Annotated in this window: 21 protein-coding genes; 15 read left to right on the top strand and 6 right to left on the bottom strand. The window is 64.4% G+C overall.

Annotation, left to right across the window (positions count from 1 at the left end):
• From G6N44_RS26095 to G6N44_RS26105, 3 genes are read right to left on the bottom strand one after another with little or no spacing between them, the layout of a single operon-like run.
• Positions 1-345 carry a hypothetical protein gene (locus G6N44_RS26095; protein ID WP_163669039.1) on the bottom strand — a complete coding sequence of 115 codons (345 nt, stop codon included), beginning with the start codon at positions 343-345 and terminating at the stop codon, positions 1-3.
• Positions 338-1,654, bottom strand: coding sequence for an aromatic ring-hydroxylating oxygenase subunit alpha (locus G6N44_RS26100; RefSeq protein WP_163669041.1), 1,317 nt, complete (start codon positions 1,652-1,654; stop codon positions 338-340). Before G6N44_RS26100 ends, G6N44_RS26095 begins: the two co-directional genes overlap by 8 nt.
• 23 nt (positions 1,655-1,677) lie before the next feature.
• The gene (locus G6N44_RS26105) at positions 1,678-2,208 is read right to left on the bottom strand and encodes a carboxymuconolactone decarboxylase family protein (RefSeq protein WP_163669043.1); all 531 of its coding nucleotides are present in this window, start codon (positions 2,206-2,208) and stop codon (positions 1,678-1,680) included.
• 238 nt (positions 2,209-2,446) lie between these two features.
• Between G6N44_RS26105 and G6N44_RS26110 the strand changes: the two genes are divergently transcribed.
• The 8 genes from G6N44_RS26110 to G6N44_RS26145 all read left to right on the top strand — a co-directional run bounded on the left by G6N44_RS26110 (position 2,447) and on the right by G6N44_RS26145 (position 10,631).
• Entirely contained in the window at positions 2,447-3,742 is a 1,296-nt protein-coding gene (locus tag G6N44_RS26110) for an amidohydrolase family protein (RefSeq protein ID WP_163670366.1), read from the top strand.
• A gap of 51 nt (positions 3,743-3,793) precedes the next feature.
• The gene (locus G6N44_RS26115) at positions 3,794-4,972 is read left to right on the top strand and encodes an acyl-CoA dehydrogenase family protein (protein WP_163669045.1); all 1,179 of its coding nucleotides are present in this window, start codon (positions 3,794-3,796) and stop codon (positions 4,970-4,972) included.
• 15 nt (positions 4,973-4,987) lie between these two features.
• Entirely contained in the window at positions 4,988-5,746 is a 759-nt protein-coding gene (locus G6N44_RS26120) for an SDR family NAD(P)-dependent oxidoreductase (RefSeq protein ID WP_163669047.1), read from the top strand.
• Between the two features lie 82 nt (positions 5,747-5,828).
• Complete coding sequence (locus G6N44_RS26125; RefSeq protein ID WP_235683133.1) at positions 5,829-7,001, top strand: CaiB/BaiF CoA transferase family protein; 1,173 nt, start codon at positions 5,829-5,831, stop codon at positions 6,999-7,001.
• Positions 7,002-7,021: 20 nt separating this feature from the next.
• Positions 7,022-8,179 carry a thiolase family protein gene (locus tag G6N44_RS26130; protein WP_163669051.1) on the top strand — a complete coding sequence of 386 codons (1,158 nt, stop codon included), beginning with the start codon at positions 7,022-7,024 and terminating at the stop codon, positions 8,177-8,179.
• A 15-nt stretch (positions 8,180-8,194) separates the two neighbouring features.
• On the top strand, positions 8,195-9,343 hold the full coding sequence (locus G6N44_RS26135) for an acyl-CoA dehydrogenase family protein (protein ID WP_163669053.1): 1,149 nt from the start codon (positions 8,195-8,197) through the stop codon (positions 9,341-9,343).
• 134 nt (positions 9,344-9,477) lie between these two features.
• Positions 9,478-10,113, top strand: coding sequence for a TetR/AcrR family transcriptional regulator (locus G6N44_RS26140; protein ID WP_163670368.1), 636 nt, complete (start codon positions 9,478-9,480; stop codon positions 10,111-10,113).
• A 14-nt stretch (positions 10,114-10,127) separates the two neighbouring features.
• On the top strand, positions 10,128-10,631 hold the full coding sequence (locus G6N44_RS26145; RefSeq protein WP_163669055.1) for a hypothetical protein: 504 nt from the start codon (positions 10,128-10,130) through the stop codon (positions 10,629-10,631).
• A gap of 103 nt (positions 10,632-10,734) precedes the next feature.
• Here G6N44_RS26145 and G6N44_RS26150 read toward each other — a convergent pair whose 3' ends face one another.
• Together G6N44_RS26150 and G6N44_RS26155 are read right to left on the bottom strand one after the other, a co-directional pair.
• Positions 10,735-11,151 carry a VOC family protein gene (locus tag G6N44_RS26150; protein ID WP_163669058.1) on the bottom strand — a complete coding sequence of 139 codons (417 nt, stop codon included), beginning with the start codon at positions 11,149-11,151 and terminating at the stop codon, positions 10,735-10,737.
• Positions 11,152-11,167: 16 nt separating this feature from the next.
• Positions 11,168-12,349, bottom strand: coding sequence for a cytochrome P450 (locus tag G6N44_RS26155; RefSeq protein WP_163669059.1), 1,182 nt, complete (start codon positions 12,347-12,349; stop codon positions 11,168-11,170).
• 211 nt (positions 12,350-12,560) lie between these two features.
• Between G6N44_RS26155 and G6N44_RS26160 the strand changes: the two genes are divergently transcribed.
• Positions 12,561-13,529 carry an SDR family NAD(P)-dependent oxidoreductase gene (locus G6N44_RS26160; RefSeq protein WP_163669061.1) on the top strand — a complete coding sequence of 323 codons (969 nt, stop codon included), beginning with the start codon at positions 12,561-12,563 and terminating at the stop codon, positions 13,527-13,529.
• A 31-nt stretch (positions 13,530-13,560) separates the two neighbouring features.
• On the opposite strand, the gene G6N44_RS26165 is transcribed toward G6N44_RS26160, so the two are convergent.
• The gene (locus G6N44_RS26165; RefSeq protein ID WP_163669063.1) at positions 13,561-14,205 is read right to left on the bottom strand and encodes a TetR/AcrR family transcriptional regulator; all 645 of its coding nucleotides are present in this window, start codon (positions 14,203-14,205) and stop codon (positions 13,561-13,563) included.
• A 189-nt stretch (positions 14,206-14,394) separates the two neighbouring features.
• Here G6N44_RS26165 and G6N44_RS26170 point away from each other — a divergent pair, with 189 nt between their 5' ends.
• The 6 genes from G6N44_RS26170 (at position 14,395) to G6N44_RS26195 (ending at position 21,269) form a co-directional block, all read left to right on the top strand.
• Positions 14,395-15,813 carry an amidohydrolase family protein gene (locus G6N44_RS26170; protein ID WP_163669065.1) on the top strand — a complete coding sequence of 473 codons (1,419 nt, stop codon included), beginning with the start codon at positions 14,395-14,397 and terminating at the stop codon, positions 15,811-15,813.
• Positions 15,814-15,876: 63 nt separating this feature from the next.
• Positions 15,877-16,731 carry a phytanoyl-CoA dioxygenase family protein gene (locus tag G6N44_RS26175; protein ID WP_163669067.1) on the top strand — a complete coding sequence of 285 codons (855 nt, stop codon included), beginning with the start codon at positions 15,877-15,879 and terminating at the stop codon, positions 16,729-16,731.
• A gap of 56 nt (positions 16,732-16,787) precedes the next feature.
• Positions 16,788-17,285, top strand: a complete 498-nt coding sequence (locus G6N44_RS26180; protein WP_163669069.1) for a VOC family protein — start codon at positions 16,788-16,790, stop codon at positions 17,283-17,285.
• A 5-nt stretch (positions 17,286-17,290) separates the two neighbouring features.
• Positions 17,291-18,922 (top strand): class I adenylate-forming enzyme family protein, encoded by a 1,632-nt coding sequence (locus G6N44_RS26185; RefSeq protein ID WP_163669071.1) that lies wholly within the window; start codon positions 17,291-17,293, stop codon positions 18,920-18,922.
• Between the two features lie 26 nt (positions 18,923-18,948).
• The gene (locus G6N44_RS26190) at positions 18,949-19,938 is read left to right on the top strand and encodes an enoyl-CoA hydratase/isomerase family protein (RefSeq protein ID WP_163670370.1); all 990 of its coding nucleotides are present in this window, start codon (positions 18,949-18,951) and stop codon (positions 19,936-19,938) included.
• 11 nt (positions 19,939-19,949) lie between these two features.
• Positions 19,950-21,269 carry an amidohydrolase family protein gene (locus tag G6N44_RS26195; protein WP_163669073.1) on the top strand — a complete coding sequence of 440 codons (1,320 nt, stop codon included), beginning with the start codon at positions 19,950-19,952 and terminating at the stop codon, positions 21,267-21,269.
• Positions 21,270-21,297 lie beyond the last annotated feature (28 nt).

A 21,297-nucleotide genomic window follows, 5' to 3' on the forward strand; every position in this document is an offset into this window, starting at 1 on the left:
TTAAACCACCGGCTCCCGGGTGATCTCGACCCAGGCTGCGCCACTGTCCAGCACGCGGGGCTGCTTCCAGGCCTCCACCGGGAAGCTCACCATCACCACGGACTGCATCAGGTGCATCAGCCGTTTCGCGTCATCGGGCATGTCGTGCAACGGGAATCGCGCATCGAGGTACACCATGACGTCCTCGAGTCGGGCCAGGCCGACGTCATAGAGGTCCTGCATCTCCTCCATGGTCGACGCCAACCGCTTGGCGTACCGCTCGGGTTCGGTGGCCAGGATCCAGTCGGAAAACCGTTCCAGGTCGGCGAACTCGGCAGGAAGCAGGGCTTCTTTCGTCTCAGACATGCGCGACACTCCCGTTGGTATTGGCGGCCTTCTCGGCCTGCTCAGCCTTGTATGCATCAACGTACTTGTGCGCGGTGTGGTGCAGGTGACGCAACAGCACTTCCTGGTCGCACAGCGGGAACTCGGTGACCGCCCGGGTGCCGATCTGGGTCTGGGTGGCCTCCAGGGTGTTGGCGTCCTGCAGTGCGTATTCCTTGAAGGTCACCGCGGCCAGTTCCTGCGACAGGCGCTGACGGGTGTTCTTCGGCGGCACGAAGTACAGGTTGGCCTCGAAGATGTGGCTGTCCACACCCGTCGGCCAGTAGTTGTAGGTCAGGTACCAGCCCGGAACCCACAGCAGCAACGTCCAGTTCGGGAAGAACTCGAAGCTGTCCTGTCCCCAGGTGGGCTGGCGCGCCGGGTTGACGGCCGGCGGCAACTCGTCGGGCAGGATGCCCTTGATGTCGGGACGGTCCCACGGACCGAACAGACCCGAATGCAGGACCCGCTCGATCGGCTTGACCATGTTGAGGTCCTTGGGTGGGGACATCCCACCCCAGGACGAGATCATCGAGTGGTCGCCCTTGATGTCGTAGTGCAGCGCCTCGAAGCCGACCTTGGCCAGTTTGGCGGCCTCTTCCGGTGTCGCCTGCTTCATGTGCAGGATCGGCGCGTGGTAGAACTCGATGAACGCGTCGATGAACAGCTTCCAGTTGGCCTTGATCTCGGCCTTGTAGCTGTAGACCTCGGTCATCTCGTGGAACGGGTAGCCCTCCAGGCCCTTGCCGAAGTCACCCATGGACTCCTTCAGCGGCTTGGCGTCGTCGTCGAAGTTGACGAAGATGAAGCCTTCCCACACCTCGCAGCGGACCGGCTTGAGCGGGTAATCGGCCTTGTCCACATCGAAGAACTCGTCTTCCTGCTGGATGAAGGTCAGGTCGCCGTTCTGGGCGTAGCGCCAGGCGTGGTACTTGCAGGTGAACTGGCGGCAGCTGCCCGAGACTTCCTCGCCCGGGTAGTCGTTCCAGACCAACTTGTTACCGCGGTGCCGGCAGATGTTGTAGAAGGCGCGGACCACGCCTTCCTTGTCCTTGTTGATGATGATCGAGGTGCCGGCCCCTGCCGACGGCATCTCGCGGGTGAAGTAGCTACCGGCCTTGGGCAGCCGCTCGACCCGACCGACGTGCAGCCAGGTCTTGCGGAAGATGGCCTGCTGCTCCAGCTTCCAGTGCTCGGGATCGATCGAATCGGTGTAATCGACCGGGGCGGTGCCCAGTTCGGGCCAGTTCTCGGTCCAGCTGCCGACAGCCGGCTTCGGGAAATGCGCCATTGTGTACCTACTCTCTTCTGAATTCAGTGGCCGGATTCCGGCGCAATTCCAAAGGTGTTGTAAGCCATGGCCATCAGGCCATAGCCGCCGATCGTGAAAACCAGGTCCATCCGCTGACGCTCGGTGAGGTGTTCGCTCAGCGCAGCCCAGGTACCGTCCGAGATCTCCGAGTCGCCGTCGAGTTCGTCGACGGCGTTGAGGATGAGTTGATCGAGATCGGTGGACGCGTCTCCGCTGGTGCTGCTCGCGATCCGCTCATCGGTGAGCCCCTCGGCCTTGCCGATGAAGGCGTGGTGGGTCCACTCGTACTCGCACTTGCGGCGGTGGGCGATCCGCAGAATGGCGAGCTCGCGCATCTGGGGGTCCAAGGTGGAGCGGAACAGCAGGTGATTGCTGAACCGCAGGAAGGCCTTGGTCAGCGAAGGGTGGCGGGCCAGCGTCGACAGCGCGGTGCCTGCTCCCTCGGGGTTCAGCCGCTCCTCGGGGAGCATGACCGAAAGCGCCTTTCGCACATCGTCGTCCCACTCCTCGGCGGGCAAGGGGGCCAAGCGCACGGGGCGGTTCTCCTCTCGATGACCCATCGGTGACTTCTCGGTTGCGAGAATCAGGTTCTCATTTCCGACTAAGAGGTTTCCATCTTTTGCGCCGATGGTCAACAAGAACGCGTCAGATTGTGCCGCGACCTGGCTAAATCTCCTCGTCAACGGCATCAGAGATTGATTCTCATCAGACGAGAAGCTAGTTTTCTCGCATAGAGAACCAATGTGACGGCCCATGGAACGGAGCGAGGCAGTGCACAAAGACGACATGATCTTGATCAGCGTCGATGACCACATCATCGAACCGCCGAACATGTTCAAGAACCATCTACCGGCCAAGTACCGGGATGAGGCGCCGCGTCTGGTGCACAACCCCGACGGGTCCGATACGTGGCAGTTCCGCGACACCGTGATCCCGAATGTGGCGTTGAACGCGGTCGCCGGCCGGCCCAAGGAGGAGTACGGGCTGGAGCCCCAGGGCCTCGACGAGATCCGCAAGGGCTGCTACGACCCCGACGAGCGGGTCAAGGACATGAATGCCGGCGGCGTGCTGGCGACCATGAACTTCCCGTCGTTCCCGGGATTCGCCGCCCGGCTGTTCGCCACGGACGACGACGAGTTCTCGTTGGCGTTGGTGCAGGCCTACAACGACTGGCACATCGACGAGTGGTGCGGGTCGAATCCGGGGCGATTCATCCCGATGGCCATCCCGGCGATCTGGGATCCGCAGCTGTGCGCCGACGAGGTCCGCCGGGTGTCGAAGAAGGGGGTGCACTCGCTGACCTTCACCGAGAACCCGTCGACTCTGGGCTACCCCTCCTTCCATGACCTGGAGTACTGGAAGCCGTTGTGGGAGGCCCTGGTTGACACCGACACCGTGATGAACGTCCACATCGGATCGTCGGGCAAGCTGGCGATCACCGCGCCGGACGCCCCGATGGACGTCATGATCACGCTGCAGCCGATGAACATCGTGCAGGCCGCGGCCGACCTGTTGTGGTCCGCCCCGATCAAGGCTTACCCGGACCTCAAGATCGCGCTGTCCGAGGGTGGCACCGGGTGGATTCCGTACTTCCTGGACCGGGTGGACCGCACCTATGAGATGCACTCGACGTGGACGCACCAGGACTTCGGCGACAAGCTCCCCTCGGAGGTGTTCCGCGAGCACTTCATGACCTGCTTCATCTCCGACCCGGTCGGGGTGAAGAACCGCCACGAGATCGGCGTGGACAACATCTGCTGGGAGATGGACTACCCGCACAGTGACTCGATGTGGCCCGGTGCCCCCGAGGAGCTGATGGCGGTGTTCGAGACCTACGACGTTCCCGATGACGAGATCAACAAGATCACCCACGAGAACGCGATGCGCCTCTACCACTTCGAACCGTTCGCGCACATTCCCAAGGACCAGGCCACCGTCGGCGCGCTGCGCAAGGCCGCCGAGGGGCACGACGTGTCGATCCGCGCGCTGAGCCACAAGGAGAAGACCGGCGCGAGCTTCGCGGACTTCCAGGCCAACGCCAAAGTCGTTGCCGGCGCTCAAGACTGAAACTCAAGGCGAACGGCCGAGAAAATAGGAGAACACACAGTGTCGGGCGGTATGAACTTCGATCTGACCGAGGACCAGCAGCTGATCCGCAAATCCGTTGCGGAGCTGGCGGGCAAGTTCGACGATCACTATTGGATGGCCAAGGACCAGGCCCACGAATTCCCGCAGGAGTTCTACGACGCCATTGCAGGCGGGGGCTGGCTCGGGATGACGATTCCCGAGGAGTACGGCGGCCATGGGCTGGGCATCACCGAGGCCACCATCCTCGCCGAGGAGGTGGCCCGCTCCGGCGGAGCCATGAACGCCGCCAGTGCGATCCACATGTCGATCTTCGGCATGCAACCCGTGGTCGTCTTCGGTTCGGAGGAGATGAAGAAAGAGACTCTCCCGCGGATCGTCAACGGTGACCTGCACGTGTGCTTCGGCGTCACCGAACCCGGCGCCGGCCTGGACACCTCGCGGATCACCACGTTCGCCAAGAAAGACGGCGAAAGTTACGTGGTGAACGGCCGCAAGGTCTGGATCTCCAAAGCGCTTGAGTCCGAGAAGATCCTGCTGCTCACCCGCACCGAGTCCCGCGAGGACGTCGAGAAGCGGGGCGGGAAGCCGACCGAGGGACTCTCGCTGTTCCTGACCGACCTCGACCGGGATCACGTCGAGATCCGACCCATCAACAAGATGGGCCGCAACGCAGTGAGCTCCAACGAGTTGTTCATCGACGATCTCCGGGTGCCCGCCGAGCACCTGATCGGCGAGGAGGGCAAGGGGTTCAAGTACATCCTCCACGGGCTCAACCCGGAGCGGATGCTGATCGCCGCGGAGGCGCTCGGAATCGGCCGGGTCGCGCTGGACCGCGCGGTCAAGTACGCCAACGAGCGGGTGGTGTTCGACCGGCCGATCGGCATGAACCAGGGCGTCGCGTTCCCGCTCGCCGATTCGCTGGCCCGTCTCGATGCCGCCGAGTTGATCCTGCGCAAGGCCACCTGGCTCTACGACAACGGGAAGCCGTGTGGTCGCGAGGCCAACATGGCCAAATACCTGTGTGCGGACGCGGGTTTCGGGGCGGCCGACCGTGCCTTGCAGACCCATGGCGGGATGGGCTACTCCGAGGAATACAACATCTCCCGGTTCTTCCGGGAGTCCCGACTGATGAAGATCGCGCCGGTGAGCCAGGAGATGATCCTGAACTTCCTCGCCGCGAACGTTCTCGGCCTGCCCAAGAGCTACTAGGAGATTTCCAGTTCAATGAGGACCTATTTCGACCTGACCGGACGTTCGGCGCTGGTGACGGGAGCCGGTGCCGGGATCGGCGCCGCGGTGTCCGAGGCACTGGCCGCTGCCGGTGCCTCGGTGCTCGTCACCGACATCAGTGGTGAGGCGGCGGCCGCGGTCGCCGAGCGAATCAATGCGGGTGGAGGTAAAGCCGACAGCGCCGCGCTGGACGTCAGCGACCGCGAGGCGGCGGTGGCCGCCGCCGCGCAGGCCGCCGCACTCGGTGAGGGCAAGCTGCACATCATCGTCAACAACGCGGGCGTCACCGCACCGGCCATGTTCCCCAAGCTGACCGACGAAACGTTCCGGGTCACCTTCGACATCCACGTGATGGGCACCTTCCATGTCACCCAGGCCGCACTGCCGCACATGCCGACCGACGGCACCGGCCGCGTCATCAACGTCACCTCGTCCGCCGGGATCACCGGCACCCTGGGCCAGGTCAACTACTCGGCGGCCAAGGCGGGCCTCATCGGCATGACCAAATCGCTGGCCCGTGAGCTCGCGACCAAGAACATCATGGTCAACGCATTGGCGCCGCTCGCCGCGACGCCGATGACCGAAACCATCCGCACCAACGAGAAGTTCGCGGCCAACATGATGAACCGCATCCCGCTCAAACGGTGGGCCGAGGCCGACGAGGTCGCGGGCGCGTTCGTCTTCATGGCCTCCGATGCCGCGTCGTACATCACCGGGCAGGTGCTGCCGGTCGATGGCGGCATGGTTATGTGACGTTGTGAGCGAGTCTACGAGCGAACCGTCAAGCACAGCGGCGGAATCCTCTTTGCCCCTGGCCGGGGTCACCGTCATCGCGATGGAGCAGGCGGTCTCGGCGCCGATGTGTACCCGGGTGCTCGCCGACTTCGGCGCCCGGGTGATCAAGATCGAGAACCCCAAGGGGGGAGACTTCGCCCGCGATTACGACGACGTCGTGCTCGGGCAGGCGGCCCACTTCGTGTGGGCTAACCGGGGCAAGGAATCGATCACCCTCAACCTGAAGTCGCCCGAGGGCATGGAGGTACTGCACCGGTTGCTCGACGGTGCCGACGCCTTCGTGTCCAACCTCGCTCCCGGCGCCACCGCGCGCCTGGGGCTGGGGCCCGAGGACCTCAAGGTGCGTCATCCGCAGGTGATCCCGGTGGAGATCGACGGTTACGGCCCCGGCGGGCCGCTGTCGCACAAGCGTGCCTATGACCTGCTGGTGCAGGCCGAGTCCGGATCGTGCGCGTCGACCGGGTACGCCGGGATGCCGGCGAAACCCGGTGCGGCGGTTGCCGATATCACCACGGGTCTCTATTCGGCGCTCTCCATCATGGCGCTGCTGGTCGGCCGGGCGCGCGGCGGTGATGCCGGCGCCGCACCGGCCGTGGCGGTCAGCCTGTTCGACACCATGACCGACATCATGGGCTACCAGTTGGCCTACACCCAGCACTCCGGGATCGACCAGACTCCGCTGGGGATGAGCTCACCGGCGGTGGCACCCTACGGTGCCTTCGACACCCGCGACGGGCAGACGGTGGTGCTGGGCACCACCAACGACCGGGAATGGCAGCGCTTGGCCCGCGAGATCATCGAGCGGCCCGATCTCGCTGACGATCCGCGCTTCGCCACCAACTCCGATCGCTGCGCGCACCGGGACGAACTGAACAAGGCCATCGAATCATGGTGTGCTCAACATGATCTCGATGATATTCAGCGGACCGCGGACGACGCCGGCATCGGCAATTCGCGGTACAACCTGCCCAGCGAGGTCATCGCGCATCCGCACCTGCAGGCGCGGGACCGCTGGCGGCAGGTCCCCACCCCCAACGGGGACATCTCCGCCCTGTTGCCTCCACCGGTCATCAGCGGCATGGAGTTGGGCATGGGTGCGGTGCCGGGGCTCGGCGAGCACACCGATGCCATCCTGACCGGGATCGGCCTGGGTGCCCAGGAGATCGACGCCCTCCGCGAGCAGGGTGCCGTCGGCCCTGCCTACCAGTCGTAATCATCAGAACGGAGAATCCCATGCGCGAAACCGTCATCGTCGAGGCCGTCCGTACCCCGGTCGGCAAGCGCAACGGCGGCCTGTCCGGGTTCCACGCCGCCGACCTGTCCGCCCTCGTGCTCAATGCGCTGGTGGAGCGGGCGGGTATCAGCCCCGACATCATCGACGACGTGATCTGGGGCTGCGTCTCGCAGGTCGGCGACCAATCCAGCAACATCGGCCGGTACTCGGTGCTGGCCGCGGGTTGGCCCGAACACATTCCGGGCACCACCGTCAACCGGGCCTGCGGATCCAGCCAGCAGGCACTGGATTTCGCAGTCCAGGCCGTGATGTCGGGCCAGCAGGACGTCGTCGTCGCCGGCGGGGTCGAGGTGATGAGCAAGGTGCCGCTGGGAGCGGCCCGGGCCACCGGTCAACCGTACGGGCCGAAAGTATTTCAGCGGTACCAGGATTTCTCGTTCAATCAGGGCATCTCGGCCGAGATGATCTCGCAGAAGTGGGGTTTCAGTCGGACTCAGCTGGACGAATACTCCGTTGCCTCGCACGAGCGGGCCGCCGCGGCCCAGGACCGCGGTGCCTTCGAGAACCAGATGATCACCGTGTTTCCCGACCCGGCAGATCAGCTGGACCCGGTCGTCGCCGACGAAGGAGTGCGTCGAGGTACGACGGTGGAGAAACTGGCCGGCCTCAAGCCCGCCTTCGCCGACGACGGTGTCATCCACGCCGGAAACTCCTCACAGATCTCCGACGGTGCCGCGGCCCTGCTGGTGATGACGGCCGAAGCTGCTGTGGCGATGGGTCTTTCGCCGATCGCGCGGTACCGTGCGGGCACGGTGACCGGAGCCGATCCGGTGCTGATGCTGACCGGACCCATCCCGGCCACCGAGAAGGTGTTGCACAAGGCCGGTGTGCGCCTTGGCGAGGTCGGGGTGTTCGAGGTGAACGAGGCGTTCGCCCCGGTGCCACTGGCCTGGCTGGCCGAGACCGGCGCCGACGAGGCCAAGCTGAACCCGCTCGGCGGCGCCATCGCTTTGGGGCACCCGCTCGGAGCGTCGGGCGCGGTGCTGATGACTCGAATGATCAATCATATGCGCGACAACGGAATCCGTTACGGCTTGCAGACCATGTGTGAGGGTGGCGGTACCGCCAACGCCACGCTGGTCGAGCTCATCGACTGACATCAGGGAGAAGTAGTGCAACGCAATCTGTTCACCGAGGACCACGAGGCTTTCCGCGCGCTCGCCCGCGATTTCATCGAAAAGGAAGTCGTCCCCGCCTATCCCGAGTGGGAGAAGGGCGGACGCATGCCTCGTGACGTCTTCAAGCAGTTGGGTGAACTCGGCATGCTCGGGATGGCGATCCCCGAGGAGTACGGCGGCGCCGGTATCGACGACTACCGCTACAACGTGGTGCTGCAAGAGGAAGCGGCCCGCGCGCTGGTGACGTTGTCGACGGTGCGGACCCAGCTCGAGGTGATCCTGCCCTACTTCCTGCACTACGCGAACGACGAGCAGCGGCAGCGCTGGTTCCCCGGGCTGGCCGCGGGCACCTTGCTGACCGCGGTCGCGATGACCGAGCCGGGGACCGGATCGGATCTGGCCGGCATGCGTACCAGCGCGGTGCGTGACGGTGACGAGTACGTGCTCAACGGCGCCAAGACGTTCATCACCGGTGGCATCCAGGCTGATCTGGTGGTCGTTGTGGCGCGGACGTCCACCGACCCGGAAAACCGCCGCAAGGGGCTGACCCTGCTGGTCGTCGAGGACGGCATGGCGGGTTTCGAGCGGGGCCGCGAGCTGGAGAAGATGGGCTGCAAGGTGCAGGACACCGCGGAGCTGTCGTTCACCGATGTCCGGGTTCCGGTGGCCAACGTGCTGGGGGTCGAGGGGGAGGCGTTCAGCTATCTCGGCCACAACCTCGCCCAGGAGCGGCTGACCGTGGCGGTGGGTTCGGTGGCTCAGGCCCGCTCGGCGATCGCCGCGGCGATCGCCTATACGAAGGACCGGAAGGCGTTCGGCCAGCCGGTGGCTTCATTCCAGAACACCAAGTTCGAGATGGCGGCGTGCTCGACCGAGGTCGAGGCGGCCCAGGCAATGCTCGACCGGGCGGTGGCCCTGCACGTCGACGGCGAGCTGTCCGGTGCCGATGCGGCCCGGGTGAAACTGTTCTGCACGGAGATGCAGGCGCGGGTGATCGATCGTTGCCTGCAGCTCTTCGGCGGGTACGGCTACATGATGGAGTACCCCATCGCCCGGCTCTACACGGATGCCCGGGTGGCCCGGATCTATGCCGGGACCAGCGAGGTCATGAAGGTGATCATCGCCAAGTCGCTGGGGCTCTGACCGGGCCTACCCGGCGGTTGTGACGGCCGCCGGAAACTTCTTTTCCTGAGACGCTTGTCACAGCGGTCAAACCAACCTACTGTGTGTTCACTAGGTTGGTTTGACGAAGGAGTTCGGTGGCTTCAGCGGAAAGTGTGCAGGGGCAGTCTCAGGGCGCGAGGCCCTATGCGACGCTTCTGGCCAAAGGGGAAGACCGCAGGCAGCGGATACTTTCTGTGGCTGAGAGGCTGCTGGCCCGCAATGGGTGGCGTAACACGTCGCTGGCTCAGATCGCCAGGGAAGCCGGTGTCACGTCCGCGGGCCTACTCCACCATTTCGAGTCCAAGGAGCAACTGCTCAACGCGGTGCTCGATGCGCGCGATCTCGACGACGACACCCACGCGGACCGGTCCGGGAACCTCGCCGACGAGATCAAGCGGGTAGCCGAACGGTTCGTCCGCGCGCCGGAGATGGTCGGCACCTTCACTGTCCTGCTGGTGGAGAACATCCAGCCCGATGCCCCGCTGCACGATCGTTTGCTCAAACGGCAGCAGGCTGCGCGCGACATCGTCGCCGACATCATCACTCGCGGTCAGCTCAGCGGTCGCTACCGCACCGACATCGACGCGGCCACCAAGGCCGTGGAAATCCTGGCATTCATCAATGGAATGGAGACCTCATGGCTACTCGATCCCTCGCTCCCGTTGACGGACGTGTTCAAGAGCTACGCCGAAATGCTGGGACGGGAGATCGAGCGACCGGGCGGCCGCAACGGGGCGGCCGACCAGTGAGATTGGAGGACGACATGCGGTATCGACTCGATGTGGTCGCGCCCTGCGTAGTTGACGCGGTCCGGTTCGCCGGTGGCTGGCTGGTCGACCGGGTGATGGCCGGTTGGGATGTCACGGTGCTGATCGGCGCCGACGAGGACGTCCGGCCGCTGACGATCCTCGGAGTGGAGACGATCGCCCTGGAGTCCGTCCTCGAGTGCTGGGAGGACCGCCCGCACCCGCAGACCGTGGCAGTGGCCGCCGATCTGTTCAACACCGACGAGCGTGTGCGACGCGGTGTCTTGGGCGCGTTGGAGCAGGGACACACCGAGGTGACCCTGTGGGGCGACGCGTGTCCGGCGGACCTGAGCGTTGATCCGGTTCGCCACGAACTATCAGCTGCCGCACGCGCTTTCAAAGCGCAGGCGCTCGCAGCGGTCAACGATCCCGAAGCGCACGGGGTCGGACACACCGAGGCCTTCCGGTGCGGCACGATGATCAGCCGCTCGGTGCCTGCGGACCTGATTCCAGCGAGCTGATGCGCCAGGCTGCCGGGCGCTATCGACCGCCTCATCAATGACAACCTGCGACGCACGTACGGCCAGTGCCCTGGCCATACGTGCGTCTGTGTAATGGCTCGGATCAGCTGACCGGCTTCGCCTTTCGCTCGAAAGCATCGCGATCAGCCTGGGGGCGTAGCGGATTCAGCGCATAAACCACGCAGAATTCCTTGCCGGCCGGATCGGCCATGATGACCCACTTGCCGGGATGGTCGACGAATGAATCGTCGACCATCGTCGCCCCCAGACCTTTGAGACGATCGACCTCGGCATCGAGATCGTCGGTGTGGATATCGAAGTGCACGCCCGCCTGGCCCGAGTGCACGTCCTGGACCACGACGCGGAAATCATCCGAGGCGCCTTCGAGGATGTGATAGTCACGGACTCCCCGCGGGTGTACCACCTCGGCATCGAGTGCTCCGGCCCAAAAGTTGGTCACCGCTTCCTGGGTGTCCGACGGAACGTCGATGATGAACGTGCTGAGGAGTGTGCGATGCATTCGATCCCTCCCGATATCAAGAAACGAAGGTGGGCATGGCGGCCCAGCCGCGCACCGCCGCGGTCTCTGACGGTTTCGCGCCTGCCCAGTCGACCTCCCATTGCGGGAAGCGCTTGAGGATCTCCTCCAGGGCGATGCGGCCCTCCAGTCGGGCCAGTGCATTGCCCATGCAGAAATGCGTACCCGCACCAAAGGTCATGTGCGCCTTCTGTTCCCGGTGGATGTCGAAGACGTCACCATCCGGTGCGAATCGGCGGTGGTCGCGGTTGGCCGCGCCCACGAGCATCAGCATCGCCGATCCCTCGGGCACGGTCTGGCCGTAGTACTCGACGTCGCGGGCGACATATCGGGCGATCTGCAGCGCCGGGGGCTCCCAGCGCAGGATCTCCTCGACGGCCTGGGGAATCAGCTCCGGGTTCTCGACCAGGTCACGGCGCTGATCCGGATACTCGGCCAGCGTCTTGCCGGCCCAGCCGATCAGCCGGGTGGTGGTCTCGGAGCCGGCGGTGGCGATGACCGTCAGGTACAACAGCAGTTCGTCGCGGCGCAGCGTGCGCACCGTGCCGGTCTCATCTTCGAACTCGGCGTTGAGCAGGTCGGTCATTATGTCGTCAGAGGGGTGCTCGGTGCGCCAGTCGATGAACTCGGCGAACACCTCACCGGTGGCCAGCCCGTCGACCGTTTGCCCTTGCAGGATCTCTTCGCCGTGGTCGGTGATCTGGCGTTGCCGGTCCTCGGGGATGCCCAGCAGCATGCCGATGACGCGCATCGGCATCTGTTCGCCGAGATCGTTGACGAAGTCGAACCGGTCCGTCCCGACCAGCGGATCCAGGCAACGTGCGGTGAACTCGCGGATCTGCGGCTCGAGGGCCAGCACTTTGCGTGGTGTGAACACCCGCGACAGCAGGTTGCGGTGGATGTTGTGGATCGGGGGATCCTCGAAAATCAGTGTGCCCGGCGGGATCTCCATGCCGGACTTGATGATCTCGAGCAGGGCTCCGCGCCCGGAGATGAACGTCTCGTGATCGATGACGCCTTTGTTGACGTCGTCGTAGCGGCTCAGTGCATAGAAATCGTGCTGCTCGTTGTAGTACAGCGGGGCCTCTTCCCTGATTCGGGCGAACACCGAGTAGGGATCCATGTTGAGCTCGACGCTGTACGGGTCGTAGTACAGATCGGCCGCGGCCGGCGCAGTCATGAGCGCTTCACCGTGACGTGTGTTTGCTGGCATTGATTTGATGTGGGCACGAGTGATCTCCTGAACGGATTGAAAGTGCTGAGCACCTGCCTAGCAGATGAACCGTCGCCTGGTCAAGGAATCGGGCAGATTGAGGCGCAGATTTGCCTGGTGCGCAATGCATTCCAGGGACGTCGGCGCAACGCGAGATGCCTGCGGCCCCTGAAGGTGTATGGTCGCCAACCAATCCGGTTGTGCATCGAAGGGAAAAGTCATGTCTGAGTTGCGTTTTGACAACCGCGTCGCGATCGTAACCGGTGCCGGTCGCGGCATCGGCCGTGGTCACGCCCTGTTATTGGCCCAGAAGGGCGCGCGTGTCGTCGTCGCAGATTTTGGTGTCGACCCCGACGGCTTGGGCACGTCGTCGGTCCCGGCGGACGAAGTAGTGCAGGAGATCAGGGATCTCGGTGGCGAGGCTGTCGCTTGCTGTGCTTCGGTGGCCGACGAGCGGGAGGCCACCTCCATCATCGAGATGGCGATCGACACTTTTGGCCGGCTGGACATCGTGGTTAACAACGCGGGCATCCATGACCCGGCAAACTTCGATGAGCTGTCGATCGATCAGTTCCGGGCCATGCTCGACGTGCACTTCTACGGCGCCCTCTACGCGATCAGGGCCGCCTGGCCACACTTCCGATCGGCCGGATACGGGCGGATCGTCAACACCGTCTCGGAGGCCATGCTCGGTGGTGTTCCCGGTCTGACCAGCTACGCATCGGCCAAGGGAGCGGTCTACGGGCTGACTCGCAACCTCGCCACTGAGGGCCTGGCCGACGGTATCCGCGTCAACGCCGTCGCGCCCCGCGCCTACACGCGGTTGTCCGTTGACCATTGCGACAACCTCTCGAACCTCTATGGTCTGTCGCCAGAGAAGATCGAGCAGCTCAATGCCAGTATGCGGCCCGAATTGTGTGCCCCGGCGGTCGCTTATCTGGCGCATGAGGCATGCCGGCTCAACGGCGAGGTGCTCCAGGTCGGAATGGGCGGTGTCGCGCGCCTGGCCTTCGTCGCGGCAAAGGGTTTACGGCAGTCATCATTGACCGCGGAGAGCATTGCCGAAAACATCGGTACGGTCCTGGATGTCGATGGTGCCCAGGTCCCCTCGACAGAGGACATATTCAGCCGGCTGGGCCCGAAGTAGCGTCCGGTGACAGCGATTCGGCAAATCCTGGTTATGCCCCGGTGAGCCGTGGTCGATTGACGCTGAGCGACTGGGCGTGCTCGAGGATCCGCGCGCGAGCTCGCGGTTGGGCAACGGCGAGCAGGCAGATGTCGAAGGCATGCAACGCGCCGGTGCGAAGTTGGGCGTCGTCGAGATCACCGGCAGTCCACCGACGCTGCAGGTGAAACAGCACCATCGCGGCATGTTCGGCCAGTAACGCCGGTTCGATATCGGCGCGCAGTACCCCCGCCTTGGTGGCAGCGCCGATCTCGGCGACGATCAGGTCCCACCCGGTCCAGCGGACATTCACCAGGTCAACCAGGCGATCGTCCATGACGACGGCACGCACAACAGCCTTGGGCACCTCGGCCACCGTCTTGTCGATCGAGACGGTGATCGCCTCCCAGATCCGTTCGATCGGATCGGTAGCGGTCAGGTGGCCGACTGCGACATCGATGGAGTCCAGCGAGCTTTGGACCAGCGCGGTGAGCAGGCCGTCCTTGTCGCCGAAGTGGTTGTAGAGCGTGCGGACACTGACCCCGGCCTCGCTGGCGAGGCGCCGCATGGAAAGTTGCTCCACGCCGTGAACCTCGATGAAGACCCGCGCAGCGTCGAGGACATGTCGACTTGTGCGCTCCTGGACCCGCGATGCCATAAGTGAAAACCCTAGTCAATGCCACGGTGGCGCTGGTCTGGCCACGCTGTTTGCCACGATGGAGCAAAAGTACAACACCGTTGCAAAAGCGGCCGATCGTGATTAACATCTCCCCAGCGAACCACCCGAAACGCGAGGCGCATCGCTTCGCGGAGGCCCACCCGCCTGCGTCAGGACCAAGGGGAAGACATGCCGCAAGATCAGCCCGGTTCCGTCGGCAATGCCGGCGATGTTTCCGGTGCCCAGCGCTACGTCACGGTGTCGATCGACAGCCACGTCGGTCCGTCGGTCAAGGACCAGCTGCGCCCGTATTGCGATGCGAAGCACCTTGACGACTTCGACCGCTTCGTCACGGATATGGAAAGCCAGGGGCTGTTGTCGTGGCGGTCCTCGGAGGCCAAATCCGGTGGGAAACAAAGTTGGTCGCTGGGCAAGTCGCAAGCGGAACGAGGCAAAGTCCAAGCCGAAAAGCTCGGACAGGCCGAGGCCGAGAAGTTCGGGAAGCAGGCCGGTATCCGTAACGCGGACCAGGTCGGCGCGCGGTTCCTGCAACGCAGTTACGAGCACAGCCTCGCGGCCGGGTTGCAGGACCACGATGCGCGGATCGCCGACATGGATGAGCAGGGTGTCGTCGCGGACGTGATCTTTCACGGCGGACTGAACGGGCAATCGATCCCGTTCTCGACTACCGGTCTGATCAGCTGGGGGGACACCGCATACGACTATCTCGAAAAGGTCGGGGTCCGCATCTACAACCGGTGGTTGGCGGACTTCGTCTCGCTGGCCCCGGAACGCCATGCCGGGATCGCACACATCCCGATCTCCGACTTGAGTGCCTGCGCCAAGGAAGTCGAGTGGGCGGCCGAGGCCGGCCTGAAAGGCATCAACCTGCCGGCGCCACGCGGGGACTTCCCGATGCTCAATGATCCCGCATGGGAACCCCTTTGGGCCGCCTGCAATGAGACCGGAATGTCGGTCAACACCCACGGCGGCGGCGGCGAGCACTACCCGTATGAGGGGCAGGGCGCGCAGATGATGTACATGATGGAGACGCCGTTCCGGACCCGGAGGGGCCTGTGGGTGATGATCTTCAGCGGCGTATTCGAGCGCTACCCGAATCTCAAGCTGGTGCTCACCGAGCAGTGGGTGGACTGGGCCCCGGCCGCGATGGCGGACATGGACGGGCTTTACCACGGTCCGACCGGCGCGGCGATCCGCGCCAAGCTGCCCAAGCCTCCGTCGGAGTACTTCCGCCGGAACTGTTACATCGGAGCGAGTTTCATGTCCAACGGCGAGGCCAAGCTGGCCGTCGAACATGACCTCGTCGACAATGTCATGTGGGGCGACGACTATCCGCATGCCGAGGGAACCTTCCCCGACACCCGCGAGGCGATGCGCTTCACCTTCTCCGACATCGATCCGTTGCACACTCGGCAGTTCCTGGGCAATACCGCCATCGACCTGTACGGCCTCGACCGCGACAAGTTGACGAGAATCGCCGATCGGATCGGCCCGACGGTCGACGAGATTTCTACGCCCTACTCGCTGCCCGAAGACGCCGTGGTGGGTCTCTACGCGTTCCGGACCGGGCCGGGCATCTTCGTCTGATCGACGCCGGTTGCAGTCCCAACGTCCCTAATTCCCTTGTCTACGAGGAGATTATTACCCACCATGGATGCCGTCACCGGTCTCAGGTCACCGTGCCGCTTGGTCACCTCCGAGGAGGTCGAACACCTCCGCGAACACGGCTGGGTGCAGTTGAAGCGCTTCGTGGACCCCGACGTCCTGAGCAGAATGCTCGAGCTCGCCCGCACGAAGATGGGCGACGACGCGGACAGCAATCCGTTGAAGGCGGGCATGGCCGCCGCGACCGACGGTGAGGCCAAGGGGGCGCTGGCGTACTTCAACGCCGAGCGCAGCGGTGGTCTGGCCAGCCCGGTGTTGCGGCCCTTGATCGACGAGATCGGCAAGAGTGCGACGAAGCTGTTGAATCGCCGCGCCAACGACGGTTCACCCGTCGGTACCAGGTACTACAACGACTTCTTCGTGCCGAAATTGCCGTCTACCAAGTCATCCCGACACGGAGGCAACGGTGCCACCGCGTTCCACCAGGACTACATCACCTTCGCGGTCGACCGGACCGGGGGCATGACCTTCTGGATTCCGTTGGAGCCCTACGGGCCCGAGGCCGGGACGATGTCGTTCGTCAACGGGTCACACCGCCTCGGGGTACTCGGTGACTACACCACCTATGGCGGCGGTGACGCACTCGGGGCCTTTCCGGAACTGCGCGAACTGGAGATGAGCGAGCAGGTGACCTACGCGCTGGGCGACATCACTGTGCACACCCACCTCACGATTCACGGTGCCGGCGCGAACATGATGGACCGTCCCCGGTGGGGTTACCTGTTGGTCGTCCAGCCCGAAGATGTTTGCTGGAACGGATCTCCGTGCCCGAATTTCGACCACACGGATATGGCGCCGTGGGCGGCGCTGAACGACGAGCGCTTCCCGCTGATCGGCTGAAGGGCACCCCATTGACGACGACGACGACCGTTCCGCTTTTTCCCAACAGAAACTTCATGCAGGTGTGCTGGGTGGTGTTCGACCTTCGGGTTGCCATCGAATCCTGGTCCCGCAGTACGGGAGTGGGGCCGTTCTTCTGGTTCGACGGCGTGGACTGCGTTGATGGGCGCCACCGTGGCCGGCCCGCCCAGTTCCCGGCGGTCACGGCCGCGATCGCCTACGCCGGGGACCTGCAGATCGAGCTGGTCAGCCAGGACAACGACCAGCCGGGGGTGTTCCGCGACGTTTTCGGGAAGGGGCAGTCGGGACTGCACCACATGGCGTTGATCTGTACCGACTACGAGTCCGAGCGCGACGCCTACATCGACGGGGGAGCGGAACTGGCGTTCGAGGGGAGGATCGGCAACAGCCGCACCTGTTGGATCGACACCACACCCACACTCGGCTTCATGGTCGAGCTACTTGAGCCGAGCCCGGTGCGGGAGAAGGGGTTCGCGGCGATGCGGGCTGCCGCGCAATCGTGGGACGGCGCCGATCCCATCGCCAGATTCTGACCCTGATGGACGACACGGGCGACACGGCGCCGCCTTCCACATTCCCCCGGCTGTTCGCCGAGGTCGTCGCCGACCGGGCCGACCACGATGCGCTCATCTTCGCCGGGGAAACGCTCACCTACCGGCAGCTGGATCAGCGAACGAGCCGAATGGCGCGAGCGCTCTTGGCGATCGGGGCCGGAAAAGGCACCCGGATCGCGATCCTGGCCCCCGACAGCGCCCTGTTTCTCACCACGTTCTACGCGGCACTGCGCATCGGTGCACTCGTCACCCCGGTCAGCACGCTGACCACCCCCAGCGAACTCGCCCACATAGCCCGTACTAGTGACGCCCAGATTCTGATCGGGGCGCGTGGGTTCCTGACCCGCGACTTCGGCCAGAACCTCGAAGCGGCCCTGCCGGGTCTGAATGGCTGCAGGGCAGAGGCGCTTCGCCTCCCCACGGCACCGTATCTACGCTCGGTGTGGCTCGACGACGTCGCGGGACTGCCCTGGGCGCGGTCAGTCGAGGACCTACAGACGCGGGCCGACACCCCCGACGCCCCGGATGCCGCGCTGCTTGCGGCTGTGGAAGCCGAGGTCGCCCCTGGCGACGATGCATTCGTTGTGTACACCTCGGGTAGCACGGCCGCACCGAAGGCGGTGGTGCACGGCCAGTGGGCGGTCGCCCGTCAGCCCCGGGTCCTGGCCGCCTACTTCGACGTGCAAACCAGTGACCGCACCCTGTCGCTGTTGCCGGCCTTCTGGATGGGCGGCATCTCGGCGGCGCTGCAAGTGCTCAGCACCGGAAGCACTTTGGTGTATTCCACCAGTCCGGACATCGGCATTGTGCTCGACATCATCGAACGCCACAACGTCACCAACGTAGTCATCTGGCACATGCTGGCGAAGCTCCGGGCGGCGGCAACGCTGCGCGGTGTCGACCTCGACGCCATCAAGGTCACCACCGGTGCGACCCGTGACGCGGATGGCCACCCCATCCCGAGGCACCTGCAGACCCGGATGCTCGGGATGTCCGAGAGCTTCGCGCCGCACAGCGCAGAATCGGTGACCACCCGGCTGCCCGAGTCGAAGTCCGGCGCCGCCGGCCGTGCCGTGAACGGAATCGAGCGTCGGGTGGTCGATCCGCAGACCGGTGTCGAGGTGCCTGCCGGCGCGGTCGGTGAGTTGCACCTGCGCGGGGGTGCGCTGATGACTGGCTTCTACAAGGTGCCCCGGGAGTCGGTCTTCACCCCCGACGGCTTCTTTCCGACCAATGACCTGGTCCGGATCGACGCCGACGGCTACGCATTCTTCGTCGGCCGTACCAGCGACATGATCAAGACCAACTCGGCCAACGTGTCTCGTCTTGAGGTCGAGGCGGCCCTGAACGCACTACCCGAGGTGGAGCTGGCGGTGGTCGCCGGACTACCGGACCCAGAACTCGGCGAACTCGTCGCCGCCGCAGTCGTTCCGGCAGCGGGTAGCCATCCGAACGAGGCGGATCTGCGGACTGCCCTGCGCGAAACCTTGTCCAGCTTCAAGGTTCCGCGTCGCATCGTATTCATCACCCACGACGACATTCCCAGGACACCGACCGGGAAGGTGAAGCTCTTCGAGCTGACCGAATTGGTGACGGCGCACCTGGCGACATGTTGACGAGCACCGACAAGGAGAAGCGGCAGATGACCGAGCAGGCGCAGCGCAGTGCAGAGCCCAACGGCAGGCCTTCGGCAGAAGAGATCGTGCTGTACGAGAAGGACCCGAAGACCAAGATCGCCACGATCACCCTCGATCGCGCCGACGATCTCAACGCGATGACCATCGACGCCCAGCACCGGTACGCCGATCTGGTTCACTACGCCGGCATCGACGATGACGTAAAGGTTTTGGTGATCCGGGCCAACGGACCCAACTTGGGCAGCGGTGCCGACCTGAGCGAGCTGATGGACACCATGGCCGGTCGCGGTGAGGGCAGCATGAACCACGCCGTCCGGGTTCCCGATGACGTGGACGTGACCTACCCACCGGTGGGAACCTACCGCCGTCGTGCGTCGACCGTGCAGTACTACACCGATCCAGCCGCCGGAATGCGCAGCCTGCAGGACTTCAAGAAGATCAGCATCCTGGAGGTGCGTGGCTACTGCTACGGCTGGCATTTCTATCAGGCTGCCGACGCCGATATCGTGATCTCGGCTGAAGACGCTCTTTTCGGCCACGCGGCCTGGCGGTATGCGGGATTCGCTGCACGGCAATGGCAGTGGTGCAACACGATGGGCGCGCGCAAGTTCATGGAGATGGTGTTCACCGGCCGACCGTTCACCGCCAACGAAATGTACAACTGCAACTTCATCAACGCCGTGGTGCCGTTCGACGAGCTCGAGACGATGACCGAGAAGTACGCGCTGGCCTGTTCGCGTACCCGGCCCACCGACACCGTCTTCGCCCAGAAGACGTTCTTCGAGATCTATAAACAGCATCAGGGTGAATACATGGGCAGTATCGTCTCGGGCCTTCTCGAATCGACCCTCGATCAGTTGCGGCCTGATCCCGACGCGCGCGGTATGGAACTGGACGAGGGCACGCTGGGCAACCTGACCGCCACCGTCAGGGACAACGACGGGCAGTTCCCCCCGGACTGGCGGCTGAGCCGGCGGGGCCGAGCCGCGCACTAGGAGAGCCAAATATGTTGGTAATCAACAATGCCCAGGTCTTCGATGGCCGCAGGCTGCTTCCCGGCAGGCATGATGTCACGCTGGACGGGAACACGATCACCGCGATCGACGGCGCATCCGCGGTGGCTTCAGCAGCTTCAGGGGCGAGGGCGGTCGAGGTCGTCGACGCCGCAGGCATGACGTTGATGCCTGGTCTGATCAGCAGTCATCTGCACTCGGACTTCTACAAGTTCAACATCGCCGACAGTGACCGACTCGGCAAGGAACGGCCACCCGGGGTTCTGATGGCGATCGGCGTACGTACCTGTCGGGTGCTGCTGGAGAGTGGGTTCACCGGGTTCTCCGGCGCATCGTGTTCGAACGATATCGACGCGCAACTGAAGATGGCCATCGACGAGGGCATCATCCCGGGGCCACGGATTCGGCCCTGTGGACACCACATCGGTACCACCGGCGACATGAACAACGGTGGCCGGTGGTGGAAGGCATATCTGACACCGGGAACCGACGTGTGTGCCGACGGTCCAGATGCCCTGCGCACGTTGGTCCGTCAGGAGATCAGCCACGGTGCCGAGACCATCAAGATCTTCGCCAGCGCCGGACATGGCCAGCCGAACCGGACGGTACGCAACATGTCCCGTTCGGAGATCTCCTCGATCATCAGCACTGCACATGAGCGAGGGGCCAAAGTCCGGGCCCACGTGGCCGACAAGGCGATGATCATGGAGTGCCTCGAGCTCGGTCTCGATGTCGTCGACCACGGCGATGAGGTCGACGACGAGGTCATTGCCGCGATGGTCGAGACCGGGGCCTTCTGGGTGCCGAGCCTGATTTTCCTGCGGAGTGTGCTTGAGCTCGGGTACGGCGATAGTATGGGTGTGCGGCGGGAGCAGTACGACCACGTCCGCGCCATGCTTCCAGCAGCGCAGGCCGCCGGGGTCCGGATTCTGATCGGCGACGATTACAGCGGCGTATTTCGTGATCTGTTGGACGACGATCCGCTGGACCATCAGGTCGGCAACTATGGCCGAGAATTCGCCTATTACAGCCAGATTGATGGTCTCGCACCCGAAGATGTACTGAGCTGGGGAACGCTCAATGCCGGTCAGCTGCTTGTTGACCCACCCGCGCGGGTCGGACTGATCGAACCCGGCGCCCTGGCGGATCTCATCATCGTCGACGGCAACCCCGTGGACGATCCCTCATTGCTTGCCCGTCCCAACGAGTCGCTGCGCGCCGTCATCCGGGACGGAGTGCTGGTGATCGACCGCCTGGGTGACAGCGCAGCCGATCCTCCGGGTGCGGAGCTCGACAGTCTGCTGGCCCGGTAGTTCGCACCCAGATTCGAGGAGCAGTGCC

Source organism: Mycolicibacterium alvei, from assembly GCF_010727325.1.
Taxonomy (GTDB): domain Bacteria; phylum Actinomycetota; class Actinomycetes; order Mycobacteriales; family Mycobacteriaceae; genus Mycobacterium; species Mycobacterium alvei.